Here is a 16,776-nt window from a genome sequence, read left to right as displayed (position 1 = left end):
ACCTAACCGGGTTCGGATATCCGCTTCGTGACGCCTGCCACGGACGATGACCAACCCGGCCCTGCCTGCATCATGCGCTCGAGAATTTGCGCGGCGGGCATTGGCCTGTCGAGTAGAAAGCCTTGAAGCGTTTCACAACCGAGTTCGGTGAGGAACGCCCGCTGTTCGGGCGTTTCCACGCCCTCCGCGACAATTTCCAGGCCCAGCGCTTTACCCAACGCAATGATCGCCGAGACGATCACTGAGTCTTCGTTGCCGACGCTCATCTCTTTGACGAACGCACGGTCGATTTTCAGCTCGCTGGCTGGAAGTCGCTTCAGATAAAGCAGGCTCGAATATCCCGTACCGAAGTCATCGATGGAGGCTTTCACGCCGAAGTCGGTGAGGCTCCTCAAGGTTTCGATGGTCGCTTCCGCGTTGCGCATGGCTACGGTTTCAGTGATTTCGAGGGTCAGATTCGCAGCGGGGATGCAATGGCGGTCGATCGCCTCGGCCACCATCTCGAGCAGGCCCGGTTGCTCGAACTGCACAGCTGAAAGGTTGACGGCGATACTCCAATGGCTGAACCCCTGAAGATGCCATTCGCGCAATTGGCAGCACGCCTCGGCCAGCACCCATTTTCCAATGGATATGATCAAGCCGGTTTTCTCGGCCATCGGCAGAAAGACGTCGGGCGCGAGCAAGCCACGCGTCGGGTGCTGCCAACGCAGCAATGCCTCGAAGCCTTGCACATCCCCGGTCGGCACTTCGAATTTCGGCTGGTAAAGCAGGCGCAGCTCATTCCGCTCTTCAGCCATGCGCAGATCGTGCAGCAGTTGCAATTGCTCAGCCGCGTTCGCGTTCATCGAGGCTTCAAAGAAGCTGTAGCCGTTCCGGCCGGCACTCTTGGTGTGATACATGGCGGCATCGGCATGCAGCAGCAGGTCGCGCTCGGTTTCGCCATCGCTGGGGTACACCGCAATGCCGACGCTGAGCGACACCCGCAGCTGGTAACGGGACAGCGCGAAGGGCTCATCGATGCACTGCACCAGCTTGTCGGCCAGCGTTGCGGCGTCATCAGGTCCGGTGATGGCGGCCAGCAGCACGAACTCATCCCCACCCAGCCGCGCCAGCGTGTCCTGGGCGCGAATGCACGCGCGCAGCCGCTCGGTAACGCTCATCAGCAGTTCATCGCCGATATGGTGACCGAAGGCGTCGTTCACGGCCTTGAAGCCATCCAAGTCCATGAACATCACGGCGAAGGTGGACGACTCCCGCTGGGTGACCTTGAGCGCCTGGCTTAGCCGATCTTCGAGCAACAGACGGTTGGGTAATCTGGTCAGGTTGTCATGCAGGGCAAGCTGGATCAGCTCACTGTTGGCCTTTTCCAGCGAACTGGCCAACATCGAGGTACGGCTTTGCATGCGGCCGTCCAGTATCGAGACGATCAGCGCGATTGCCAGGACCGCCAGCGTCAGCATGATCACCAACAGAGCCAGCCAGTTGGTATCCAGACCGGTATTGGACGCGCCGCAGAAGCTCCCGTCCGGAAAGCTCGCCGCAGCCATGCCGGTGTAATGCATGCCGGCGATCGCGAGCCCCATGATCACTGCGGCGATGCCCCGCCATAACCGTACGCGAAAAACGTTTGCGCGCAGGCGAAATGCGAGCCAGAGAGCAGCGGCCGAGGCCAGGATGGCGACGGCCACCGAAGCGCTCAACCATCCCATGTCATACACGATGCCCGGCTGCATTCGCAGCGCCGCCATGCCGCTGTAGTGCATGACCGCGATACCGCAGCCGATCAGAACCGCGCCGTGCGCGAGCCGCAGCCAGGGCAGCGTCTGCTGGCACACCAGCCAGAGCGCCAAGGCAGACGCCGCGATTGCGATGACCAGCGAGGCCGTGGTGATCAAGGGGTCGTAGCCAAGCGGAATCGGCAAACTGAAGGCCAGCATGCCGACAAAGTGCATCGACCAGATGCCCAGCCCCATGGAAAACGAGCCACCGATCCACCATAGGCGCGCCGCACGACCTTCAGCGGTCGCAACGCGCCCCGCCATGTCGAGCGCGGTGTAGGACGCAAGCACAGCGACGAGGAACGAGAAGAACACCAGGATTTCGTTATAGCTACCAACCAGCATGGTTTGGGTTCCTGCGAAGGGCTGCGTTGCACTGGCCTCACCGACATGCCAGTTCATCGCTCGCTGAGACGTTTTCTGAAGAGCGGGCAACACATATCCGCCGAACGGGTAGCGCCGGTCAGACCAATGCACGCCGTGCTGCTGTGGGTCGTTATGCCAATCGACATCGCTGGCAAGTTGATAGGCCTCGGTACAACCCTCAAGTCCATATTTGCGTTTTGCGCAGCCACACCCAGCCTTCCAGTCAGAATCAGGGGTGTAAAATCCTTGACCCAGTGCACAACTTGAGGCGAAATGCGGGCTATTCGGCGTTTCGAAGGGTCCGGCAAACAGGATCGCTGCGGTTCAAACGCTGAGGCAAAACTCCTCGCGTCAGCCGGAACGTCAGCAATTCATTCGAATCATATCCGCATGCGCAGCCGTCCCCAGCATGCGTCTACTCAGGAAGCAGCGCCAATGGCTCTATTGCAACAACGCACGTTCAACGTCATCGCCAGCAATCAGTCAGAGCTGCTCACCAAATGGTCTGCCGAGCTGGAATCCAGTGGCCTGTACCGCACTATCAAAACCGAAGATTTTCGCCAGCAAACGGAAGAATTCATCCGCCTGTTGATCGCTGGGGCCAGCAGAACCGAGTCGGGTGACGTCAAGGCAGCCAGCTGGGACGAGATGCGTCAGTACCTGGAAAAACTGTCCCATAGCCGGGTGCAGCTGGGTTTCGATTCACAGCAGACCGCAGGCTTCATTTTTTCGCTCAAACGCCCGCTGATGCCATTGTTGCAGAGCGAATACGCCGACGAGCCGGCGCTGCTGGCCGAGCAGCTCTGGGCATTGTCCGAACTGATCGACGACCTCGGTCTGTATACCGTGCGCACTTACCAGAAGTCCCGCGAGGCGGTGATCAAGCGCCAGCAGGAAGAACTGCTGGAACTCTCAACGCCGGTCGTCAAACTATGGGATGGCGTACTGGCGTTGCCCATGATCGGCACGCTGGATTCGCAGCGGACTCAGGTCGTGATGGAGTCGTTGCTGCAGCGCATCGTCGACACCGGATCGGAAATCGCCATCATCGACATCACTGGCGTGCCTACCGTCGATACCCTGGTGGCGCAACATCTGCTCAAGACCGTCACGGCCATCCGCCTGATGGGCGCTGACTGCATCATCAGCGGCGTGCGCCCGCAGATCGCTCAGACCATCGTTCACCTCGGCCTCGATCTACAGGGCATCGTCACCAAGGCATCCCTCGCCGACGCACTGGCATTGGCCTTGCGCCGCTCCGGCCTGACTGTAACCAAGGCGGTGTGATGGAACGCATCCCTATACTGCGAATGGGTGACTTCCTGCTCGTCACCATTCAGGTCGACATGCACGACCAGCTGGCCATGACCCTGCAGGACGACCTTGCCGAACGCATCAGCGCGACTTCGGCCCGTGCCGTATTGATCGATATTTCCGCATTGGACATGGTCGACTCGTTCATCGGCCGCATGATCAGCTCGATTTCCGGCCTCTCAAGCATCATGGACGCCGAGACCGTCGTGGTCGGCATGCAGCCGGCCGTCGCCATCACGCTGGTCGAACTGGGCCTGACCCTGCAGGGCGTCAGTACGGCGCTGGATGTCGAAAAAGGCATGCAACTGCTGCACAGACGGATGGCCGATAAATGACCGTGCGCGCCAGTGGCAGCCTGCCGGTACGCATCGAACAGGATGTGGTACTGGCGCGTCAGGCGGTCCGCCGGATCGCACAGGATTGCGGCATGCGCCTGATCGATCAGACCAAGCTGGTAACCGCAGTCAGCGAGCTGGCCCGTAACACCGTTGTCTACGGCGGCGGTGGCGATATGGACTGGGAGATCATCGAGCAAAGCGCCCGTACCGGTATTCGCCTGACGTTCCGTGACGAAGGCCCCGGAATACCCGACATCAAGCTGGCCATGACCGATGGCTGGACGTCCGGCGGTGGGCTCGGTCTTGGATTGACCGGTGCGAAACGGCTGGTGGATGAGTTCGAACTCGACAGTACTCCAGGCATCGGTACCCGAATCAGTATCGTCCGATGGGCATGAATCTCCCCGGCTCGCTGACGCAGGTGCTACCCATCGACGACAGCAGCCAGGTGGGCCATGCCCGCCGCGTTGCGCAGCGCCTGGCCACGGACTTGGGTTTCGATGAAACCGATGCTGGACGTGTCGCGCTGGCAACTACCGAGCTCGCCACCAACCTGCTCAAGCATGCCGGCCAGGGCGCCCTTCACCTGCGCTCGATCACGGCAGAAAACGGAAGTGGTGTCGAGATCGTTGCGGTGGATCGAGGGCCAGGCTTCTCACTCAACGAGTGCCTGGCCGATGGCTTTTCCACTGGCGGCACGCAAGGTACAGGGCTGGGCGCGCTGATGCGCCAAGCGCAGGTTTTCGACGCCTACTCGGATCACAAAGGATCGGTCGTACTCGTACAGCTATTCCGACGCGGCGTCGCAGCGCTGCCTGTGCGCTTTGGTGTCAGCCAACATTCATTAAATAACGATCCCGCATGCGGTGACGTCTGGCATGTGGCTATCGACGGACAGCGAATCAGCGCGTTGGTGATCGACGGCATCGGCCACGGCGAAGAGGCGGAGCATGCCGGCAAATGTGGTGCCAGCGTATTTGCCGCTGAGCCTTTCGCCGAGCCGGAAATCAGCATTGCCGATATGCATCAGGCAATGAACGGAACCCGCGGCGGCGCCGCAGCCGTCGCGCTGTTCGACCCCCGCCTCGGGGTATTGCGCTTCGCCGGGATTGGCAACATTGGCGCCAGCCTGCTCAACGCGGAAAAAAGTCGGGGCTTGGCCTCGCATCCTGGAATAGTCGGTTCGCAGTTTCGCAAAGCGCGCGCATTCGACTATCCCGTCGAGGGGGCTCAACTGCTGATCATGTATAGCGATGGCCTGCAATCTCGCTGGAATCTGCGCGACTATCCGGGGCTGGCACACCGCCACCCGGCCATCATTGCCACGGTACTACACCGTGATTATTGTCGCGGACGCGACGATGCGACCGTTCTGGTAATCGCTCTGGAGGCAACGCGTGACTGATTCGAACGGCGGTAACGATACCGACCTCAGCCAGCTGGAACGGCTGCGCAGCGAGAACGAGTCGCTACGCGCCGAGCTCGACGAAACCAATCAGGGCGTTCTTGCTTTGTATGCCGAACTCGACATTCAAGCCGAGCAGCTACGTCAGGCCTCCGATCTCAAAAGCCGCTTTCTGTCCTACATGAGCCACGAGTTTCGCACTCCGCTGGGTTCGATTCGCAGCATCACGCGCTTGCTCAGCGACGAGCTGGACGGGCCGCTGAGCAGCGAGCAGCACAAGCAAGTCCTGTTCATCAGCGGTGCGGCCTCCGAGCTGAGCGACATGGTGGACGATCTACTCGATCTGGCGAAGATCGAGGCAGGTCGAATCAGCATTTCGCCGGCGTGGTTCGACATGCTCGATCTGTTCGCCGCGTTGCGCGGCATGTTTCGCCCCATCGTCGACGCCGAGACGGTGGATCTGATCTTCGAAGAACCACAGGACATCCCGCGCCTGTATACCGATGACAAGAAGCTGGCGCAGATTCTGCGAAATTTCATTTCCAACGCATTGAAGTTCACGCAGCGCGGAGAAGTACGCATTTCAGCACGCCGCGAAGGCGAGCACGAAGTCTGTTTCGCCGTCACCGACAGCGGTATCGGCATACCGCACGACCTGCACGGCAACCTGTTCGAAGATTTCGTGCAGATCGACACGCCTCTGCAGAAGCGTCTGCGCGGCACCGGTCTGGGACTGTCGCTGTGCAAGCGGTTCGCCGAACTGCTCGGTGGGCGCGTCGGAGTGGAAAGCACACCGGGTGTCGGCTCCACCTTCTTCGTCATCATTCCACTATCTATTACCACGGAGCCGGTCGATGGAGCGTAAGTGCAAACTGTTGGTAGTCGATGACAACGCCGCGACGCGCTACGCGATACGTCGGGTGATGGAGCGGCACGGCTATGACGTGTTCGAAGCCGGAACCGGCGACGAAGGCCTGACACTCATCGCCGAGCAAGCAATCGATGCGCTGATTCTCGACGTGAACCTGCCCGATATGAGCGGTTTCGATATCGTCCGGCAGTTGCGTGCCGACGAGCGCACCCAGTTGCTGCCCGTGGTTCACGTATCTGCCGCGTCGATCCAGACCGGAGACATCATCACCGGGCTCGATGCCGGTGCGGATGCCTACCTCATTCATCCGGTCGACCCGGACGTGTTGCTCGCCACGCTGCGCACGCTATTGCGCGTCCGTGACACCGAGCATGCGCTGCGTGAAAGCGAAGCGCGCTTTCGTGAAATCTTTACCAGCGTGGCCGCACCGATTGTCGTGATCGATGCGCAGCTGCAGATCCATGAATGCAACCCGGCATTCGAACTGCTGCTGGGGGATCGTGACGGTGCTTCGGCATTGCTCGCCCGCCTTGCCGATAACCAGGAAGACAAGCTGCAGCAGCTTCGTCAAAGCTTGGCCAGCGGTGCTCGCTGGCAGGGCACGCTGAACATGCACGTTGCCGGTCAGCTGCGTGAAACCAAATGGCAGGTTTCGCCCTATCGCGCCGTTGACCTTGGCCTCGTGTTCGTCGAGGACGTCACCGAGCAACGCCAACGCGAACGCTCGCAACTGCAACAGATCGACAGCGTGAACAGCGAACTCGCACGCGAGGTGGCCGAACGTGTGCGCACCGAAGCGCAGCTGATGCAAGCACAGAAGATGGACGCTCTGGGCAAGCTGACCGGAGGCATCGCACATGACTTCAACAACTTGCTGACCGGCATCATCACCGGCATCGAGCTGCTCAAACAGCGGTTTCAGGAAGGCCGCAGCGACGCGGTATTGCGCTTCGCCGACACCGCCCTGAGCTCCGCACGCAGCGCCGCCTCGATGACCAATCGGCTATTGGCTTTTGCCCGCCAACAACCGCTGGACGCCCGCCCCGCCAATATCAACGATCAGATTCGCTCCCTCGAAGAGCTGCTGCAGCGCACCATCGGCGAGCGCATCGAGCTGAAGCTCGACCTCTGCGAGCAAGGTGCGATCGCACAGGTGGATGCCAATCAGCTGGAAAGCGCTGTGCTGAATCTGGTCATCAACGCACGGGACGCATTGCCTGACGGCGGCCATATCGTCATCCGTACGACATCCATGCGATCCACAGGCAATACCGAACTTGCCGATGGTGATTACGTCGCGCTGAGCGTGAAGGACGATGGCGCCGGGATTCCCGCAAAGGTCATCGGCAAGGTATTCGACCCCTTCTTCACGACCAAGCCGCTCGGCCAGGGCACCGGCCTGGGCCTGTCTTCGATATATGGCTTCGCCCGTCAGTCAGGTGGTGAGGCACGGATCGACAGTGTCGTTGGCCAGGGCACCGAAGTGACGCTGGTATTGCCCGCAGCTACTGACATCGGCCACACCGCCGCCCCCATCGGCGACACGCCAAAGGGCAACAGCGAGCATGTACTGATCGTCGAAGACATGCCGGCGGTGCGCATGCTGGTACTCGAGATGCTCAGCGAAGCGGGCTATCGGTGCAGCGAGGCGGGAGATGTCGCGACGGCGTTATCGGTGCTGCAGGACGATCCAAGCGTCGACCTGCTGCTGACGGATGTGGGCCTTCCACAACTCTCGGGGCGCGAGCTAGCCGATGTTGCGCGGACCCATCGTCCCGCCCTGCCAGTGCTGTTCATGACCGGTTATGCGGAAAATGCGGTGCGTCGCGACCGCTTTCTGGCCGAAGGTATGGATATGGTGGTCAAGCCGTTTCAAATCAGCGAGCTACTTGCCAAGGTGCGCCGAGTGCTCGATACGGCCTCGGCGAATCGGCTCAATCGTAACTAGACCGACACAAACCAAACACGACTCGCTCGGTCGCTCAACCCGCCTTTTCGTCCGGTTTGTCGGTCGCGATCAGATCGAAACCCCAATCGCCGTACAGGTACCAATCGTCCCCCATCATTTCCGCCGGGTGCTGGGTACGACCGGCACCGTTGCCGCAGGCGAGCGAGTCGGCCGGACAATAGCGATCGCAGCCCCAGCAGATGCGTTCGGGGTGTGGAGGATTCATCGGGAATTTCTTGGCCATGTTCGGGCCTCTGTGCGCTAGCTGAGCGCTCAGGCTACTCGGCCATTCCCCGCGCGGACTTGATCATGATCAACAACGCCCCGCTGAGGCTCAAACCAGCACCTCGCTGATCTGCAGAATGTGGGTAATCGCGCCCGCACGCGCATCCCACACGTAGCGAAAATGCGGGCCTTGCACCGGCAGCGAGACCGTTTGCGGGCGGAATGCAGCGACGCACTCATGCCCGTCTAGCCGCACGCTTCGATAAAGCAGGCCCCAGGCCTTGCCGTCACGGTGTTCGCGGGCGAATGCCTGGCTGTTGCCATAGGCGGCCGGATCGGGCTGATGCAACTCAGGCATGTCGCGTACGTCGATCACCGGTTTGACGATCTTGTTTACGTACGCGCGCATGGTGATTTCCACATTCGCCTCACGCGTGGCTGTCAGGAAACGTTCCAGATGGAACTTGGTTTCGGCGATGGCCGCATCGATGGAACTGGCGCAGTAATAGACACCGTAACTGCCATCGCTGAACCGACTGGCATTGCCGATATGGGTAAAGGCTGCCATCACCGGCGTCGAGCCGGGCCCGCTGACTCGGTCACCGGGCGCCACGCGCTGCAATAGCCCCGCCTCTTCGCGCAAACGGTCGTTGGTCATGGCTTCAAGCGCAAAAGCGATTTCCAGATCCTCCGGGCTGAGCGTGTCTTCGAACACCGTCAACGGCGGAAACGAGCTATTGATGATGCGATACGCCCGCCGCCAGGCCGGCAGAACCTCCTGCCACGCCATCAGCCACGAACCCCGTCGAGATAACGACGTACGTCCGCCAGATCGACCACTTGCCCACCGAGCATGTAATCGAGCGCGCTCATGCCATTGAATGGCGCGGCGTCATTGGGTTTGTGCACCCATTCGTACGCGCGCTCCGCCTGATTGCTGAAGATGATCCGTAGCGCCTTGTGGATGCCCATCAGATAGGAAATCCGCTCCAGCGTATCGCGCGGTAAACGAACTTCGGGGAGCTTCTTGTACTTGAAATAGGTGGTATTGCCCACTGAACCGAGCAGAACACGCTGTTGCTCGGCGCTGCACTCCCACAGTTGCATGAGGTTGAAGAAGAACGTCAGCGCAACTCGCCCCGCATCGGGTGAATGGATGTCCGGCTTGCTGATTGCCTGTTCGGTTTTCATCGTTACTTCTGCCTGGTTATCGCATAGCCAACAGATTACTACGCATATGTATTATTTCAACTATTAAATACATATATGTATAACTGACCATAAAACTGGCTTGCTGTGATCACGATAGAGCGCAACTCAGAACAATCCGAGCTGGTCGTCAATCAGCGCTGAGAAGCTGTCACCTACGAACGGCAGGATCGCATCGGCAATCGGCAGCAGCTGGCGGGTCACGTAATGGTCGTAGTCGATCGGCGCGCGCCGCACTTCGAGCGGCTCCGGCCCGGCCACGGTGATCAGGTACTGGATCCAGCCGCCGTTCTGGTATTGCCGCTGGCGGCCCTGCTGCAGGTTGTAGTCATCGGCGATCCGCGCAGCCCGCACATGTGGCGGTACGTTGCGATCGTAATCATCCAGCCGTCTACGCAATCGCTTGCGGAAGATCAGCAACTCGTCCAGTTCACCGGCCAGCGTGCGGCGTACATAGTCGCGCACGTAATCCTGATAGGGCTCGCGATTGAAGATGCGCCGGTACAGCTCCTGCTGAAATTGCTGGGCCAGTGGCGACCAGTCGGTGCGTACCGTTTCCAGTCCTTTGAAGACCAGCCCATCGCTGCCATCGGGGCGCGTGACCAGCCCGGCGTAGCGCTTCTTGCTGCCCTCCTCCGCGCCGCGAATGGTGGGCATCAGGAAGCGCTTGAAGTGGCTCTCGTACTGCAATTCCAGGGCGCTTTGCAGGCCGTACTCTTGTTGCAGATGGTCACGCCACCAGGCGTTGATCCGCTGCACCAGGCGCTTGCCAATGCGTGCCGCGTCCTCGTCGTCGTGGGCGCGCTTGAGCCAGACGAAGGTGGAGTCGGTATCGCCGTAGATCACGCTGTAGCCCTCAGCCTCGATCAGCTCGCGGGTGCGACGCATGATCTCGTGCCCACGCAAGGTGATGGACGAGGCCAGCCGCGGATCGAAAAAACGACAGCCGCTGGAGCCGAGCACGCCGTAGAAGGCGTTCATGATGATCTTCAGCGCTTGCGACAGCGGCTTGTTGCCCTCGCGCTTAGCCGCTTCGCGCCCTTCCCAGATACGCTCGACGATGGCCGGCAGGCAATGCCGCGTTCGGGAAAAACGCGCCCCGCGAAAGCCCGGCACCGAATCGTCATCCTCGTGCCGCATGCCTTCGACCAGTCCCACCGGGTCGATGAGAAAAGTGCGAATGATCGACGGGTAAAGGCTCTTGTAGTCCAGCACCAGCACCGATTCGTACAGGCCCGGCTGCGAATTCATCACGAAACCGCCGGGGCTGGCTTCGGGCGGGCGCTCGCCGAGATTGGGCGCGACGAAGCCCTGGCGGTGCATCAACGGAATGTAGAGATGTTCGAACGCGGCCACAGAGCCGCCGCTGCGATCAGCCGGCAGACCGGTGACCGTGGCGCGTTCGAGCAGGAAGGTCAGCACTTCGGTCTCGTGGAAGATTCGCGTGACCAGCTCGCAGTCCTTGAGGTTGTAGCGCGCAAGAGCCGGCTTGTCCTCGGCGAACATGCGGTTGATTTCATCCATGCGCTGGTACGGCGTGTCGATCGCCTTGCCTTCGCCGAGCAGCGTCTGCGCGACGTTTTCCAGGCTGAACGAGGGGAAGCTCCAAGTCGCCGAGCGCAGCGCCTCGATGCCGTCGATGATCAACCGCCCCGCCGCCGCCGCGAAGAAATGATTGTTGCGGCTGCCATGCTCGCGCCAGGCCATCTCTTCGCCGCCACGCCCCAGCCGCAGCGGCACCTGATAACGCTGAGCCTGTTCGCGCAGCACCCGCAGATCGAACTGCACCAGGTTCCAGCCGATGATCGCATCCGGATCATGCAACGCCATCCAGTCGTTCAGCCGCTCGATCAGTTGCTTGCGGCTGTCGCAGTATTCCAGCTGGAAATCCACCGTACTGGCGTCACCGTTGGCCGGCCCGAGCATATAGACCTGACGCTGCCCGCAGCCTTCCACCGCAATGGAATACAGCTCGCCACGCATGGTGGTTTCGATGTCCAGCGAGACCAGCTTCAGCTGCGGCCGGTAACCCGGTGCCGGCTTGAGTTGCGCATCGACCAGCACACCTGAGGCGTCCAGTTGGCCGACGAAGCTGACCGGCGCGGTGATGAAGCGCTCCATCAGATAGCGCTCCGGCGGGCGAATATCACCTTCGTAGACGTCGAGGCCCGCGACGCGCAGGCGCTTGTCGAGATTCATCAGCTGCCGATGCTGCTTGCAATAGAACCCGAGCACCGGACGATGACGGAAATCGGTCAGATTCAACGGCCGCAGCTCGACGTCGCGTTCGCCCTTGAGCAGCAGTTTGACCTTGCGCTGTTGCGCCGCCGGAATGAACGCAACCGAAGGCTGATACGGCACGCGGAGCCGACGCGGCCCCGTATCGGTCGCCAGCCAGAACTCCACCTCGGTCCCGGCCGCCGTGTCGCGCCAGTGCCGGGTCAGGACGAAGCCCTGCTCAACATCCACTGTTTGCCATCCCCACCTCTCTCGTAAGCGCTCATTCTACGTGGCATTGCCTGGACAGGCGCGAGGAACGGCAGCCGAGCCAGTCATACGATGACAGGGCGAGCATTCAGTAAACAGGGCTTCTAGAAACCGCTATTTAGTGCGTCTCACTTTGACAACCTTACAAAGGCTAACAATACTCAGCCAAGTTGTACGATGACAAAAACCAAACAATAACAATGGATCCACCATGTCCCCTTCGTTAATGCCGAAACCGGAAACGCTCCTGTCTCAGTTTCTCTACGCACACAGCCCACCTCGTCTGAACCGCTAGCAACTCGCTGATTCGCCCGATCCGCGCAATCTGTATTTCGCGGGTATGGGCTGCTTCGCCCATAAAAAGACATTCACGTTAGGACGCACCGCCATGACAACTACGAACGATGACTCCGTTACCGATGATCAGCGCAACGCGCGCCGTGCATTTCTAAAGAACTCGCTGATGGTGTCGGCGGGTGTGGCCTCCATGGGCGGTCTGGGCCTGTCCCGACTCGCGGTTGCGCAGCCACTGACCCAGCGTTACCCAGACGAGCTGGTTGAGATCCTCGATGAAAGCTTTGCCAAGTACAGACTGTTCAACGCCAGCGTCGAGCAGCTCGCCACTGGTATGCGCTGGGCGGAAGGCCCGGTCTGGGTCGGTGATGGTCGCTACCTGCTGGTCAGCGATATTCCAGAGAACCGCATCATGCGCTGGGACGAAATCACGGGCTCGTTCGATGCCTATCGCGAGACCTCGAACCACTCCAACGGCCTGAACCGCGATATGCAGGGTCGGCTACTGGTCTGTGAAGGCTCGACCACCAACGGTCAGGGCCGCCGAGTCACCCGCACCGAACCGGATGGCAGCATTACGGTGCTAGCCGACAACTTCGAGGGTAAGCGCTTCAATTCGCCCAACGATCTGACGATCAAACGGGACGGCTCGATCTGGTTCACCGATCCGCCCTTCCAGACCGCCAATTACTACGAGGGGCACAAGATCGAGACCGAACTGCCAGACGCGGTTTACCGCATCGATGGAAAAACCGGTGCAGTGACCCGAGTAATCGATTCGATTGCTGGCCCCAACGGTATTTGCTTCTCGCCTGACGAAAAGGAACTCTACGTGGTCGAAGGCCGTGCGAAGCCCAATCGTCTCGTCTGGGCCTACTCGGTCAATGATGACGGCACCTTAGGCGAGCGCCGCAAGCACATCGAAGCTCCCACCCATGGCGCGCTCGACGGCATCAAATGCGACGAGGATGGCAATCTCTGGTGCGGCTGGGGCAGTTCTGGCTCACCGGAAGCCAAAACCGCCGAGCTGGACGGCGTGATGATCTTCAATCCGCAGGGCACGGCGATCGGCAAGATCAGGCTGCCCGAACGCTGCGCCAATCTCTGTTTCGGCGGTAGCAAGGGCAATCGGTTATTCATGGCGAGCAGCCATTCGATCTACGCGCTGTACGTCAATACACGAGACGCTACGTTCGGCATGCTCATACCTGGGGCCAGGCCCTGAGAGGACGAAAATGACAGGGTGGCGCCTGCAAAGCCACCCTGTCGGCTCGGGCTGTTCGTTATGTCACAAGGCTCTTGCTGAACCCAGAATCGCCGCCCTCCTTCGAGAAATCATAGAGAGCAACAGCCCGATGCCGGATGTCACATCCTGAACCGGCTCACCATCATTTGCAGGTGATTACCCAAGCGGGCCAGCTCCACGCTAGACGCTGCGGTTTCGTTACTCGCCGCTGCGGTTTGCTCGGAAACGTCTCGAACATTCAAGACGCTGCGGCTGATTTCCTCAGCCACGGCGCTCTGCTGCTCGGCGGCTGCGGCGATCTGTTGGTTCATCGATTGAATGTTCGAAACGGTGCGCGTGATGTTCTCCAGCGACTCGCCAGCCCTGCGAGTAAGAGCCACGCTGCTGTCCGTCAGCTCGCGGCTGCTCAGCATGATCGTCGCGACCTGCTTGGTGCCGTTCTGCAAGCCAGCCACCAGCCCTTCGATTTCCTCGGTGGATTTTTGCGTGCGCTGTGCAAGGCCACGCACTTCGTCAGCGACCACCGCAAAACCACGCCCCGCCTCGCCGGCCCTGGCCGCCTCGATTGCGGCATTCAACGCCAAGAGGTTGGTCTGTTCCGCAACCGCCCTGATCACACCCATGACACTTCCGATCTTGTCGCTTTCTCCTTGCAGAACCGACATCGCCTCGGTAGAGCGAATCACTTCGGCGGCCAGGCGTTCGATCTGCGTGACAACCTCCGAGACCACCTGATCACCCGCTCGCGCTTCCTGGTCGGCCTCTGTCGCGGCAAACGCTGCCTGCTCTGCATTGCGTGCGACATCGTGAACCGTCGCCGACATCTCATGCATGGCGGTGGCGACCTGGTCGGTCTCGATTTTCTGGCTGTTCACCCCGGCGCTGGTCTGCTCGGTGACCGCAGACAACTCCTCAGCGGCACTGCTGATCTGGGTCACGCCATCGCGGATCCCGCCGATGAGGTCTCGTAGCGTCGAGCCCATTTGCTGAATACCTTTTTGCAGGGTGCCCATCTCATCACGACGCGTCACTGGCGCGCTCGCAGACAAGTCACCCGCAGCAATACGTTCGACGTCTCTCAGTGTGTCTTGCAACGGACGTGTGATCTGGCGCGTGATCACCCATGCCGCCAGGATGCCCAACAGGAGCGCGAGCAGAGTGCTGACGATCAGGCGAGTGCGCGCGTCGCCGCTTTCGATGTCTAGCCGATCCAGCTGAAACTGGTACAAGGCGTCGCTGATTCTGACGATTTCGGCCTGGACGTCGGTCATTTCCTGGCGTGCAACGGCAATCGTGTCGGTCGCAGTTCGGAAATTCAGCAGGGCCGAGCGGTACTGCCCGAGCGTCGTTTCGATCACATTCAGATCATTCGCGCTGCCTTCCAACGTCCGCTCATACTGAGTCAGGGCAGACTGCGCGGCATCCAGCTGAGCGATCATGGCATCGCCGTTCTGGGCGGTAGGCTTGGCGGTATAGGCACTGAATAAGTACCGTACCTGCTTCAGCTCTTCTCTTATCCGCGCGATGCCTTGCAGTTGCGCAAAACGGGAACTGTCATAGTCCGACAGGCCGATCACTCGCTGATAGATCGCGCCCGTCCGCTCTTCCAGAACGCCCACCGCGGCGTTGACCGCCCCTTGCGCGGCGTTAGCTTCGATGTAGGCCTTGCGCATCTTGTCGAGCGAACGCTGATAGTCGTCGTTGAACCCGCTCTGCTCTTTGAGCATCTCCACATTGATGGGGTTCTTGAAGGTGCCGAGGAGCTTCGACTGCTGAGCCAGATAGATCTCGAGCTTGTCGTCAAGGCGCTCGGTAGAAACCTGATCGCCGTTGGCCAGCATGAACTGCAGCCGGGCAATCCGCAGCCCGGTAAGCGTGTCATTCAAGGCGGATATTTCAGTCATCCATCCGCTGCGCTGGATGACGCTGCCAAGGCTACCCCAACCGTTCCAGGCCAATACCAGAGTCAATATCAGCACCGAGCCAAAGCCCAGCCCCAACTTCTTGTTGATCGCGATGTTGCCAAACCAGCTGTTCATTAAAAACGTCCATTCAAAAATTCGATTCAGGGTCTTTCAGGTTGAATGATTGTTTTTATTTGCGGCCAGCCTGGGTCCCGCGCGCACCGTATCGGCGCCCAGCCATGAAGCTTGAGCACAGAACAGGATTCATACATCGCAAAATGCTGAGGATCGAACGGCAGATGCTGACGAGAAGCCCACCGAACCGGCAAAGCCGCTCGGTGGGCTACGGATGGAGCGCCATCACCAGCCGGGCGTCATCGGAACGGCTGATCAGCCTGCCGCGACGTCCTCACCCAGATGGATCACCCGCGCCGCACGCAACATGCATTTGGCCATCTCCGGCGGGGAGAATTTGGTGAGGATGTCATTGGCCCCGGCCGTCTTTGCCTTGTCGGTACTGATGGTGCTGTCCAGCGAGGTATGCAGCAGCACGTAAATAGAGGCGTAGTCGGGATGCTTACGCAGCGCCTGGGTGAAGGAGTAACCGTCCATCTCCGGCATCTCGATATCCGATACCACCACGTTGATCGCGTCGTAGCTGTCCTTCAGGCTGTCGAGCTTCTCGAAGGCCTCACGGGCGCTGCGCACCGCATGGCAGGTGACGCCCATCTTGCTCAGGGCCGATACCGACATATGCACGGCCACCTGGCTGTCATCGACGATCAGGGCGCGGGTTTCGGTAAGCAGCTGCGCGTCCTGATCATCCAAATCGGAGATGTCGGCCTCTGCGGGAGCAGGCGCGACGGTGTGGATCACCTTTTCCACATCGAGAATCTGGATCAGCTCGCCGTCTACCTCAGCCGTGCCGGTAATGAAGGAGCTGTTGCGCGCACCGTACGGCGGCGGCAGGATTTTCGAAGACTGGATGTGGACGATCTTCACCACCGCCTGAACGTGCAGCCCCTGCTTCGAGCGGCTGATTTCGGTGACGATCAGGCAACCGCCCTTGGGGTCCTGCAGCGGCGCCATGCCGATCGCCAAGCTCAGGTCGATGACCGTCAACGGCTGACCCCGCAGCGTGGCGACGCCCTTCACATGGGGATGCGACTCGGGAAGCCGGGTCAGCGATGGCGTCGGAATGATCTCGCTGACTTTCAACAGGTTGATCGCCATCTGCTTGCCGCTGCGCAGCGTGAACAGCAGAAGCGATAAGGAGTCGGTGGCGGATGTGTTATTCATGAATGATCCTGTGGGAAAGCCGTTCTCGTGGCGTAGATATCACCTCGCTAGAGCCTTGTCGGCTGGAACGGCGAAATCTTCAGTCATCTGAA

At 60.3% G+C, this 16,776-nt stretch carries 14 protein-coding genes and 1 pseudogene; 7 read left to right on the top strand and 8 right to left on the bottom strand.

Annotation, left to right across the window (positions count from 1 at the left end; all coding sequences use genetic code 11):
- Nucleotides 1-2: 2 nt before the first annotated feature.
- Entirely contained in the window at nucleotides 3-2,123 is a 2,121-nt protein-coding gene (locus tag V6943_RS17185) for a putative bifunctional diguanylate cyclase/phosphodiesterase (protein ID WP_340554839.1), read from the bottom strand.
- Nucleotides 2,124-2,579: 456 nt separating this feature from the next.
- On the opposite strand from V6943_RS17185, the gene V6943_RS17180 reads away from it, so the two are divergent.
- Genes V6943_RS17180 through V6943_RS17155 form a run of 6 tightly spaced genes read left to right on the top strand, consistent with a single transcriptional unit; the run spans nucleotide 2,580 to nucleotide 8,020 of the window.
- Nucleotides 2,580-3,431: an STAS domain-containing protein gene (locus tag V6943_RS17180; protein ID WP_181104295.1), complete on the top strand. Its 852-nt coding sequence runs from the start codon at nucleotides 2,580-2,582 to the stop codon at nucleotides 3,429-3,431.
- Nucleotides 3,431-3,793 carry an STAS domain-containing protein gene (locus tag V6943_RS17175; RefSeq protein ID WP_131651629.1) on the top strand — a complete coding sequence of 121 codons (363 nt, stop codon included), beginning with the start codon at nucleotides 3,431-3,433 and terminating at the stop codon, nucleotides 3,791-3,793. The genes V6943_RS17180 and V6943_RS17175 overlap by 1 nt, the downstream gene beginning before the upstream one ends.
- Nucleotides 3,790-4,194, top strand: coding sequence for an anti-sigma regulatory factor (locus tag V6943_RS17170; RefSeq protein WP_181104298.1), 405 nt, complete (start codon nucleotides 3,790-3,792; stop codon nucleotides 4,192-4,194). Before V6943_RS17175 ends, V6943_RS17170 begins: the two co-directional genes overlap by 4 nt.
- A complete protein-coding gene (locus V6943_RS17165; protein ID WP_181104437.1) occupies nucleotides 4,191-5,201 on the top strand; it encodes an ATP-binding protein in 1,011 nt (336 codons plus the stop codon). Before V6943_RS17170 ends, V6943_RS17165 begins: the two co-directional genes overlap by 4 nt.
- 34 nt (nucleotides 5,202-5,235) lie before the next feature.
- On the top strand, nucleotides 5,236-6,066 hold the full coding sequence (locus V6943_RS17160; protein ID WP_219853161.1) for a sensor histidine kinase: 831 nt from the start codon (nucleotides 5,236-5,238) through the stop codon (nucleotides 6,064-6,066).
- Complete coding sequence (locus V6943_RS17155; RefSeq protein ID WP_340554838.1) at nucleotides 6,056-8,020, top strand: response regulator; 1,965 nt, start codon at nucleotides 6,056-6,058, stop codon at nucleotides 8,018-8,020. The genes V6943_RS17160 and V6943_RS17155 overlap by 11 nt, the downstream gene beginning before the upstream one ends.
- A gap of 34 nt (nucleotides 8,021-8,054) precedes the next feature.
- Here the strand turns inward: V6943_RS17155 and V6943_RS17150 are convergent, their stop codons facing one another.
- The 4 genes from V6943_RS17150 to V6943_RS17135 all read right to left on the bottom strand — a co-directional run bounded on the left by V6943_RS17150 (nucleotide 8,055) and on the right by V6943_RS17135 (nucleotide 11,923).
- A complete protein-coding gene (locus tag V6943_RS17150; RefSeq protein WP_131651633.1) occupies nucleotides 8,055-8,264 on the bottom strand; it encodes a DUF3079 domain-containing protein in 210 nt (69 codons plus the stop codon).
- A 90-nt stretch (nucleotides 8,265-8,354) separates the two neighbouring features.
- A complete protein-coding gene (locus tag V6943_RS17145; RefSeq protein WP_340554837.1) occupies nucleotides 8,355-9,035 on the bottom strand; it encodes an RES family NAD+ phosphorylase in 681 nt (226 codons plus the stop codon).
- On the bottom strand, nucleotides 9,035-9,436 hold the full coding sequence (locus V6943_RS17140) for an MbcA/ParS/Xre antitoxin family protein (RefSeq protein ID WP_197445173.1): 402 nt from the start codon (nucleotides 9,434-9,436) through the stop codon (nucleotides 9,035-9,037). The genes V6943_RS17145 and V6943_RS17140 overlap by 1 nt, the downstream gene beginning before the upstream one ends.
- Nucleotides 9,437-9,562: 126 nt before the next feature.
- Nucleotides 9,563-11,923 (bottom strand): DNA polymerase II, encoded by a 2,361-nt coding sequence (locus V6943_RS17135; protein WP_340554836.1) that lies wholly within the window; start codon nucleotides 11,921-11,923, stop codon nucleotides 9,563-9,565.
- Nucleotides 11,924-12,329: 406 nt separating this feature from the next.
- On the opposite strand from V6943_RS17135, the gene V6943_RS17130 reads away from it, so the two are divergent.
- Entirely contained in the window at nucleotides 12,330-13,460 is a 1,131-nt protein-coding gene (locus V6943_RS17130) for an SMP-30/gluconolactonase/LRE family protein (protein ID WP_340554835.1), read from the top strand.
- A 140-nt stretch (nucleotides 13,461-13,600) separates the two neighbouring features.
- On the opposite strand, the gene V6943_RS20530 is transcribed toward V6943_RS17130, so the two are convergent.
- From V6943_RS20530 to V6943_RS17120, 3 genes and pseudogenes are all read right to left on the bottom strand, one after another.
- Complete coding sequence (locus tag V6943_RS20530) at nucleotides 13,601-14,464, bottom strand: methyl-accepting chemotaxis protein (RefSeq protein WP_445324160.1); 864 nt, start codon at nucleotides 14,462-14,464, stop codon at nucleotides 13,601-13,603.
- A pseudogene (locus tag V6943_RS20525) lies at nucleotides 14,456-15,385 on the bottom strand (methyl-accepting chemotaxis protein); the annotation flags it as partial. The pseudogene V6943_RS20525 and the gene V6943_RS20530, both read right to left, overlap by 9 nt.
- 390 nt (nucleotides 15,386-15,775) lie before the next feature.
- Nucleotides 15,776-16,684, bottom strand: coding sequence for a chemotaxis protein CheV (locus tag V6943_RS17120; protein WP_181104319.1), 909 nt, complete (start codon nucleotides 16,682-16,684; stop codon nucleotides 15,776-15,778).
- Nucleotides 16,685-16,776 lie beyond the last annotated feature (92 nt).

The sequence above is a fragment of the Pseudomonas sp. CBC3 genome, assembly GCF_037967085.1.
In the GTDB taxonomy this organism is placed as follows: domain Bacteria; phylum Pseudomonadota; class Gammaproteobacteria; order Pseudomonadales; family Pseudomonadaceae; genus Stutzerimonas.
The sequence above is the reverse complement of the archived record's forward strand: the minus strand, read 5'-3'. Positions and strand labels throughout refer to the sequence as shown.